At 64.0% G+C, this 7816-nt stretch carries 7 protein-coding genes; all 7 read right to left on the reverse strand.

The features are described 5' to 3' along the window. Positions 1-148 precede the first annotated feature (148 nt). The gene (locus EDC39_RS08585) at positions 149-1327 is read right to left on the reverse strand and encodes an isovaleryl-CoA dehydrogenase (RefSeq protein ID WP_148895967.1); all 1179 of its coding nucleotides are present in this window, start codon (positions 1325-1327) and stop codon (positions 149-151) included. Positions 1328-1613: 286 nt separating this feature from the next. Further along, positions 1614-2759, reverse strand: coding sequence for an acyl-CoA dehydrogenase (locus EDC39_RS08590; protein ID WP_148895968.1), 1146 nt, complete (start codon positions 2757-2759; stop codon positions 1614-1616). A 182-nt stretch (positions 2760-2941) separates the two neighbouring features. Continuing rightward, entirely contained in the window at positions 2942-4099 is a 1158-nt protein-coding gene (locus EDC39_RS08595) for an acyl-CoA dehydrogenase family protein (RefSeq protein WP_148895969.1), read from the reverse strand. A 104-nt stretch (positions 4100-4203) separates the two neighbouring features. Beyond that, complete coding sequence (locus tag EDC39_RS08600; protein WP_148895970.1) at positions 4204-4986, reverse strand: enoyl-CoA hydratase-related protein; 783 nt, start codon at positions 4984-4986, stop codon at positions 4204-4206. Between the two features lie 184 nt (positions 4987-5170). Beyond that, positions 5171-5965: an adenine nucleotide alpha hydrolase family protein gene (locus EDC39_RS08605; RefSeq protein WP_148895971.1), complete on the reverse strand. Its 795-nt coding sequence runs from the start codon at positions 5963-5965 to the stop codon at positions 5171-5173. A 14-nt stretch (positions 5966-5979) separates the two neighbouring features. Continuing rightward, positions 5980-6834 carry a 3-hydroxybutyryl-CoA dehydrogenase gene (locus EDC39_RS08610; protein WP_148895972.1) on the reverse strand — a complete coding sequence of 285 codons (855 nt, stop codon included), beginning with the start codon at positions 6832-6834 and terminating at the stop codon, positions 5980-5982. Positions 6835-6931: 97 nt separating this feature from the next. Beyond that, positions 6932-7816: electron transfer flavoprotein subunit alpha/FixB family protein (locus tag EDC39_RS08615; RefSeq protein ID WP_148895973.1), on the reverse strand; the 885-nt coding region annotated here is incomplete at its 5' end.

Genomic DNA, 7816 nt, shown 5'->3' on the forward strand with positions numbered 1-7816 from the left:
GACGGCTGGATGTTTCACGGTTTAAGACGCGAGGAACCTTTACCTAACGCAGAGAGGGAGAGACCGCCGAGAATACAAGGGGCGATTCGGCTTTTCTCTGCGCCCTCTGCAGCTCTGCGTCTCTGCGTTGAGAACCTTGCCCCCTCGCCTATTTCGTTTCTTCGAACAGCTCCCGACCGATCAGCATGCGGCGGATTTCGCTGGTGCCGGCGCCGATTTCGTAGAGCTTGGCGTCGCGCAGCAGCCGACCGGTGGGGAATTCGTTGATATAGCCGTTGCCGCCCAGGCACTGGATCGCCTCCAGCGCCATCCAGGTGGCCCGCTCGGCGGCATAGAGGATCACTCCGGCCGCATCCTTGCGCAGGGAGCGCCCCTGGCGGCGCGACGCTTCGCGGGCCACGGTGTAAACGTAGGCGCGGCAGGCATTGAAGTTGGTGTACATGTCGGCCAGCTTGGCCTGGATCAGCTGAAATTCGCCGATGGCGTGCCCAAACTGCTTGCGGTCGTGCACATAGGGAAGCACGACATCGAGACAGGCGGCCATGATGCCCAGGGGGCCGCCGGCCAGGACGATCCGCTCGTAGTCGAGGCCGCTCATCAGCACCTTGACGCCGCCGTTGACCTCGCCGAGAACGTTCTCCTCGGGCACGAAACAGTCCTCGAAAACCAGCTCGCAGGTGTTGGAGCCGCGCATGCCGAGCTTGTCGAGCTTCTGGGCGGTGGAGAAGCCGGCGAAACCCTTTTCGATCAGAAAGGTGGTGATGCCGCGCGGTCCGGCCTCGGGATCGGTCTTGGCGTAGACCACCAGCACGTCGGCGTCCGGACCGTTGGTGATCCACATCTTGTTGCCGTTGAGCACGTAGCCGTTCCCTTCACGGTCGGCCCGCAGGCGCATGCTGACCACGTCCGAGCCGGCTCCGGGCTCGCTCATGGCCAGGGCGCCGACATGCTCGCCGCTGATCAGTTTCGGCAGGTATTTCCGCTTCTGCTCCTCGTTGCCGTTGCGGAAGATCTGGTTGATGCAGAGATTGGAATGAGCTCCGTAGGAAAGGGCGATCGCCGCCGAAGCGCGGCTCAGCTCTTCCATGGCGATGACATGATGCAGATAGCTCATGCCGGCGCCGCCGTACTCCTCGCTGACCGTGATGCCGAGCAGCCCGAGATCGCCCATCTTGCGCCACAGATCGGCGGGAAAGTTGTTCTCCCGGTCGATGTCGGCGGCCCGGGGGGCGATTTCGGCGGCGGCGAAATCCCTGACCGTATCCCTGAGCAGAACCGCCGTCTCGTCCAGATCGAAACTGAGTCCGGGATAAGTGATGGTGGCCATTGTCCACTCCTCGTCAAAAAGGTCCGTCGAAACCCAGAAGAGCAAGTCGGGTGCCAGTTTCCACGGAGCGTTCCCTGTTTTCTCCCTCCTCGCAATCTCCTGAAATCACTGAACATGTTGCGTCCAGCCAAAGTGGGCCGGAGTTGGAAAGCGCGGGGTGTCAACGAATGGAGACGACCCTTTCATGACAGCTGTCTACGCCCGTTGACCCCGCAACCGGCAGGCTGTCGCGGGGCCGGCGGCCGGCCGTGGAAGCTTCCAGCGTCCGGCCGCCGAATTCCGCATGCTAGCGGGTGAGGGCGGCACCGATGACGATCCGCTGCACCTCGTTGGTCCCTTCGTAGATCTGGGTGATCTTGGCGTCGCGCATCATCCGCTCGACCGGAAAATCGCGGGTATATCCGTAGCCGCCATGAATCTGCACCGCTTCGGTGGTGACTTTCATCGCCACATCCGAGGCGTACATCTTGGCCATGGCCGACTCCTTGCCGTAGGGAAGTCCGGCGCTGGCCCTGTAGGCCGCCTGGTAGACCAGCAGCCTGGCGGCCTCGATCTCCGTCGCCATGTCGGCGAGCTTGAACTGCACGCCCTGGAAGCTGGCGATGGGCTGGTTGAACTGCTTGCGCTCCTTGGCGTAGGCCAGGGCGGCATCGAAAGCTCCCTGGGCGATTCCGATGGCCTGGGCGGCGATGCCGATGCGGCCGCCGTCCAGGGTCTTCATGGCGATCTTGAAGCCCTGCCCCTCTTCCCCGAGCAGATTTTCGGCCGGGATGCGGCAGTTGTCGAAGATCAGCTCGCGGGTCGGCGAGGAGCGGATGCCCAGCTTCGCCTCCTTCTTGCCGAAGGTGAAGCCGGGAGTGTCCTTCTCGACGATGAAGGCGCTGATACCGTGATGTTTCTGCGCCTCCCTGTCGGTGCGGGCGAAGACGATGTAGGTCTCGGCCTCGCCGCCGTTGGTGCAGAAGATCTTGGTGCCGTTCAGCACCCAGGCGTCACCGTCACGCACCGCCGTGGTCCGGGTGCCGCCGGCGTCGGAGCCGGCCTCGGGCTCGGTCAGGGCGAAACCGCCCATCTTTTCTCCGGAGGCCAGCGGCGTCAGGTACTTCTTCTTCTGCTCTTCGGTGCCGAACAGGTAGATCGGGTTGGCGCCGAGGGAAAGATGCGCCGACAGGGTCACCCCGGTCGAGGCGCAAACCCGGGACAGCTCCTCGACGGCGATGGCGTAGCTGATATAGTCGGCACCGGCGCCGCCGTATTCCTCAGGAAAAACGATGCCGGTCAGGCCCAGTTCGCCGAGCTTGTCGTACATCAGCACCCGATCGAAGGTTTCGCTTTCGTCGCGCTCGGCGGCTCCCGGCGCGACCTCCTTTTCGGCAAACTCGCGCACGGCCTGCCGGATCAGGTTCTGTTCTTCGGTCAGTTCGAATTTCATCTGTTCCTCCTGTTGCTGGTTGAAAAAAAAACTATGCAGCCACCAAGTCACGAAGGACACCAAGAAAGTCAAAGCCAGATTTCCAACCTCCAGCTTTGAACTTCTCTCCAACTCAGCAACTCTCCACCTCTACGTTAAATCTTGGTGCTCTTGGTGTCTTGGTGGCAGATCTCTTGCCGTTCCTAGCTAAAACTGCGCAAAATATCCCGGGCGATGATCAGGCGCTGGATCTCGCTGGTGCCTTCGTAGATGGTAGTAATGCGGGCGTCGCGGGCGTAGCGTTCAACGGGATATTCACTGGTGTAGCCGTAGCCGCCGTGAATCTGCAACGCCTCGTAGCAGGCCCGGTTGGCGGTTTCGGTGGCGAACAGCTTGGCCATCGACGCCGCCCGGGCGTAGGAGCGCCCCTGCTCCTTCTGGAAGGCGGCGTTCATCAGCAGCAGCCGCGAGGCCTCGAGATCGGTGTAGCAATCGGCGATCTTCCACTGGATGGCCTGGAAATCAGCCAGCTTGTGCCCGAACTGCTTGCGTTCCAGGGCATGGCGGGTGGCGCAGTCCATGGCCGCCAGGCCGACGCCGAGCGCCAGGGAACCGATGCCGATGCGACCGCCGGCCAGCTCGCCGACGGCGACCCGGAAACCGTCGTTCAGCCGACCCATCAGCGCATCGCGCGGAATCCGGCAGTCACTGAAGATCACCTCGTTGGTCGCCGAAGCGTGCTGTCCCATCTTCTCTTCCCGCTTGCCGATGCTCAGCCCGGGAGTGTCCCGCTCTACCAGAAAGCAGCTGATCCCCTTGCCCTTGGGCGCTTCCCGGTCGGTCACCGCCCAGACCACGAACACCCCGGCATAGGGCGCGCTGGTGATGAAGATCTTGCTGCCGTTCAGCACCCAGTGGTCACCATCCAAAACGGCGCTGGTGGTCATCGCCGCCGGATCGGAGCCGGCGCCGGCCTCGGTCAGGGCGAAGGCGCCGGCAGGATACTCCCCGGAACAGATGCGCGGGATGTAGTTCTGCCGCTGCTCCTCGCTGCCGACCGCCTGGATCACCTCGCAGACCATGTTGTTGACCGACACGGTCACCGCGGTCGAGGCGCAGGCGCGGGCAATCTCGGTCAGGGCGACGGAGAAGGCGACCACGCCCGCCCCGGCGCCGCCGTACTCCTCGCGCACGTTCAGCCCCATGAAGCCGAGCTCGGCCAGTTTGCGCAGGTTGTCGAGAAAAACCTGCGAATCCCCGCCCCGGTCCAGCTCCGCCGCCACCGGCGCCAGCTCGGCCTCGGCGAATTCCTTCGCGGTCTGCTGAATCAGTTTCTGTTCTTCGTTGAGATCGAGATTCATGGCAACTCCGTTGCTGGCATGAGGCACCGGGCGATGGGCGCCGGACAAATCAAAACCGACAGGAAAGCCGTTTTCCCAGAGCCCGGTGCCTGACGCCCCAGGCCTTATTTACCTACAAACTTCGCCGGACGCTTCTCCAGAAAGGCCTGCATCCCTTCCTTCTGGTCGGCGGTGGCGAAACAGAGCCCGAACAGGTCGGCTTCCAGGTTGCAGGCCCGGGCCAGATCCATCTCCAACCCGTCGCGCAGCGCGGCCTTGGCGAAACCGACGGCGACCAGCCCCTTGGAGGCGATCTTGCCGGCCATCTTGCGGGCCGCCGTCATCAGGTCGGCAGCGGGGAAGACCTTGTTGACCAGGCCGATGCGATGCGCCTCGGCGGCATCGATCATGTCGCCGGTCATGATCAGTTCGCTGGCCAGCCCCTTGCCGATCAGCCGCGCCAGCCGCTGGGTGCCGCCGAAGCCCGGAATGACGCCGAGATTGACCTCCGGCTGACCGAACTGGGCGTTTTCGGCTGCCAGCCGGATGTCGCAACACAGGGCCAACTCGCAGCCACCACCCAGAGCGTAGCCGTTGACCGCCGCGATCACCGGCTTGGGCAGCTCCTCGACGGCCGCCGCCAGCTCGTGCCCGAGCCGGGCGAACCGGCTCGCCTCAACGGCATCAAGCGACTGCATCTCGGCGATATCGGCGCCGGCGACAAAGGCCTTCTCTCCGCCGCCGGTCAGGATTACCACCTTCACCGCCTCGTCGTCGCGAATGGCGGCGAAACAGTTGATCAGCTCCTTCAGCGTCGCCGCGTTGAGTGCGTTGAGCGCCTTGGGCCGGTTGACGGTCACCGTGGCGATGCCGTCGCTGACTTCGTACAACAGGTTTTCGAAATTCATGGATTCCCCCGTCAAAAATTTAAAATCGTGATTTTCCTTCTGGTTTCGGCCAGGAAGCGCGTCATTTTTCGCAAAGTCAAGGAAACCGGGAAATGGCGCGGAGGCATAGTTGCTGTCTGCGCCGCACAAGCCATTTCGCGGCCTGACGTCGAGATTGCGGAAAAGGGCCGCTTGATGGCTGAAACTAGCTCGACATCAACACCGGCACCGTCATCTCCTTGAGCAGCTGCCCGGCCATGGGAGCCGGCGCCGCCGGCAGCGGGCCGCCGGCCACCAGCAGGTCGATCCCTTCGTCGGTCACCCGGTTGAGCAGGGCGTCGCCGAAACCGATATCCTGAATCAGCCGGGTTTCCGTCTCGGCAGCGATACCGTGACATTTCAGGTAGCTCCCGAGCCGGTCGAGGGTTTCGCCGGCCAGTCCCTGCTCGCCACGGCTGGTGATGAAGGTGAGCAGATGCACCGACTCGGCCTGCCGCATCAGCGGCAGGGCGTCGAGCAACGCCCGGGCCGACGCCCGGCCCGAACGCCAGGCCACCATGATGCGGGAGCCCAGGCGCTCGAACTCGCCGACGTAGGGGACGGTCAGCACGGGACGTCCAGTACTGAAGATCAGCTTTTCCGGCAGATCCTTCAGCGCAGCAGACGCCGAGCCGGTCCCCGGCGCAGGCTGGCCGATCAGGGTCAGGTCGGCGAAGAAGGCCTGGTAGTTGAGGCGGACCGGCAGCGGCTGGTGGACCAGCGTTTCCGCGTCATCGCACCAGGCCAGCTCGACACCCACCTGCTCCGCCCGATGCCGGCAGTCGGCAAGCAGGTCCGCCCGCAGCCTCTTTTCCGGCTCCTGTCCGACAAACGGAAAAGGCGTTGCGTAATAGACGCTCAGGCGCGCTCCCTGCCGCCGGGCCAGTTCCAGGGCCAGTCCAAACCGGTAGCCGCTGCGCTCGCACTGGTCGAGATGGACCAGAATGTTCCGATAGGCCATGTCGTCCTCCCCTGTCAGGAGCTGTAGTCGAAGAAACCCTTGCCGCTCTTGCGGCCGAGCCAACCGGCCTTGACCATCTTGCGCAGCAACGGGCAGGGCCGGTACTTGCTGTCGGCGAACCCTTCATAGAGAACTTCCATGATCGCCAGACAGGTATCGAGACCGATGAAATCGGCCAGGGTCAGCGGGCCCATGGGATGATTCATCCCCAGCTTCATCACCGTATCGATGGCTTCGGGCTCCGCCACCCCTTCGTAGACGCAGTAGATCGCCTCGTTGATCATCGGCATCAGCACGCGGTTGGAGATGAAACCGGGATAGTCATTGACCTCGACCGGCACCTTGCCCATGGTTTCCGCCAGTTCCTTGACGGTCGCGTAGGTCGCGTCGCTGGTGGCAATGCCGCGAATCACCTCGACCAGCTTCATCACCGGCACCGGATTCATGAAGTGCATGCCGATCACCAGCTCCGGCCGGCCGGTCACTGCCGCCAGTTCGGTGATCGGCAGCGAAGAGGTGTTACTGGCCAGAATGACGTCGGGGCGGGCCACCTCGTCGAGGATGCGGAAAATCTTCTCCTTGACGGCCAGGTTCTCGGTCGCCGCCTCGACGACGAAATCGACATCGGCCGCATCCTTCAGGTCGGTCGAAGGGATCAGCCGCGCCAGGGTCGCCGCCTTGTCCTCCTCCGTCATCCTCCCCTTGGCGACGTTCTTGTCGAGCAGGCCGCCGATGAACGCCAGGCGCTTGTCGATAAAGGCCCGGTCGATGTCGTTGAGCACCACCTCGAAGCCGGTTTGCGCGGCGACCTGGGCGATGCCCCCTCCCATCTGCCCGGCCCCGATGACCATGATCCGCTTGATTGCCATGTCTGCCTCCTCGCTTGAAAATGTAAATTCGGCCAGGGGCCAAGGCGAAAGGCCCGGGAGAACCCTTCAGCCTTTGGCCTTTGACCGTCTTTCAATTTCACCCCGCCAGCTTCTCCGTCAGCGCCGGCACAAACTGCTTGACGTCCGCCACCACCAGAACGTCCGCCACCTCGCCGATCGGCGCTTCAGGGTCGGTGTTGATCGCCAGGATGAAGTCCGATTTCTTCATCCCCGCCAGGTGCTGGATCGCCCCCGATATGCCGCATGCCACGTACAGCTTCGGCGACACCGTCTGCCCGGTGGTCCCCACCTGACGGTCATGCGGAACCCAGCCGGCATCGACCACCGGACGACTGGCCGCGTACTCGCCGCCGAGCGCCTTGGCTAAAGCAGCGATCATCTCCACGTTCTCCGGCTTGCCGATGCCGCGTCCGGCGCTGACGATCACCTCGGCCTTGCTCAGGTCGACCTCGCCGGCCTCGGCCTGCTCGTAGCCGAGAAATTCGCTCTGCGCCTCGCCGCTCGCATCGAGCTTCTCGACCGTCGGCGCGCCGGCGGCTTCGGCCGGGGCGAAGGCGCCGGCCTGGAGGGTGATCACCTGCCTGCCCGTCGCCGCCTTGACCTGGCGGCGCAGCTTGGCGTTGCACGCCGGAACCACCAGGGCCCCGTCCTTCAGTTCAACGACCTCGGATATCTGCGCCGCTTCCAGCGCCAGGGCGAGCCGCGGTGCCAGATCCCAGCCGTAGGCCGAGTGCATCAGCACCACGGTGTCGGCGCCGCTCTTCTCCACCGCCTGCAGAATCAGCTGCTTGTGCAGCGCCGGGTTGTATTCGCCGCAGGCCGCGGCGTCGGCCAGGTAGACCTTGCCGCCGCTCTGCGGCAGGTCGTCTTCGGAGCCGACCAGAAAGAGTTCGGCCTCGCAGCCGAGCTGCTGCGCAAAGCCGAGCAGCTCGTAGGTGGTCTCGACCAGCTTGCCTTCCCT

Source organism: Geothermobacter ehrlichii (genome assembly GCF_008124615.1).
Taxonomy (GTDB): domain Bacteria; phylum Desulfobacterota; class Desulfuromonadia; order Desulfuromonadales; family Geothermobacteraceae; genus Geothermobacter; species Geothermobacter ehrlichii.

What these genes read in the sequence shown, in the direction of transcription:
- EDC39_RS08585 (WP_148895967.1), bottom strand. Translation starts at nt 1,327, where the DNA reads ATGGCCACCATCACTTATCCCGGACTCAGTTTCGATCTGGACGAGACG.
- EDC39_RS08590 (WP_148895968.1), bottom strand. Translation starts at nt 2,759, where the DNA reads ATGAAATTCGAACTGACCGAAGAACAGAACCTGATCCGGCAGGCCGTG.
- EDC39_RS08595 (WP_148895969.1), bottom strand. Translation starts at nt 4,099, where the DNA reads ATGAATCTCGATCTCAACGAAGAACAGAAACTGATTCAGCAGACCGCG.
- EDC39_RS08600 (WP_148895970.1), bottom strand. Translation starts at nt 4,986, where the DNA reads ATGAATTTCGAAAACCTGTTGTACGAAGTCAGCGACGGCATCGCCACG.
- EDC39_RS08605 (WP_148895971.1), bottom strand. Translation starts at nt 5,965, where the DNA reads ATGGCCTATCGGAACATTCTGGTCCATCTCGACCAGTGCGAGCGCAGC.
- EDC39_RS08610 (WP_148895972.1), bottom strand. Translation starts at nt 6,834, where the DNA reads ATGGCAATCAAGCGGATCATGGTCATCGGGGCCGGGCAGATGGGAGGG.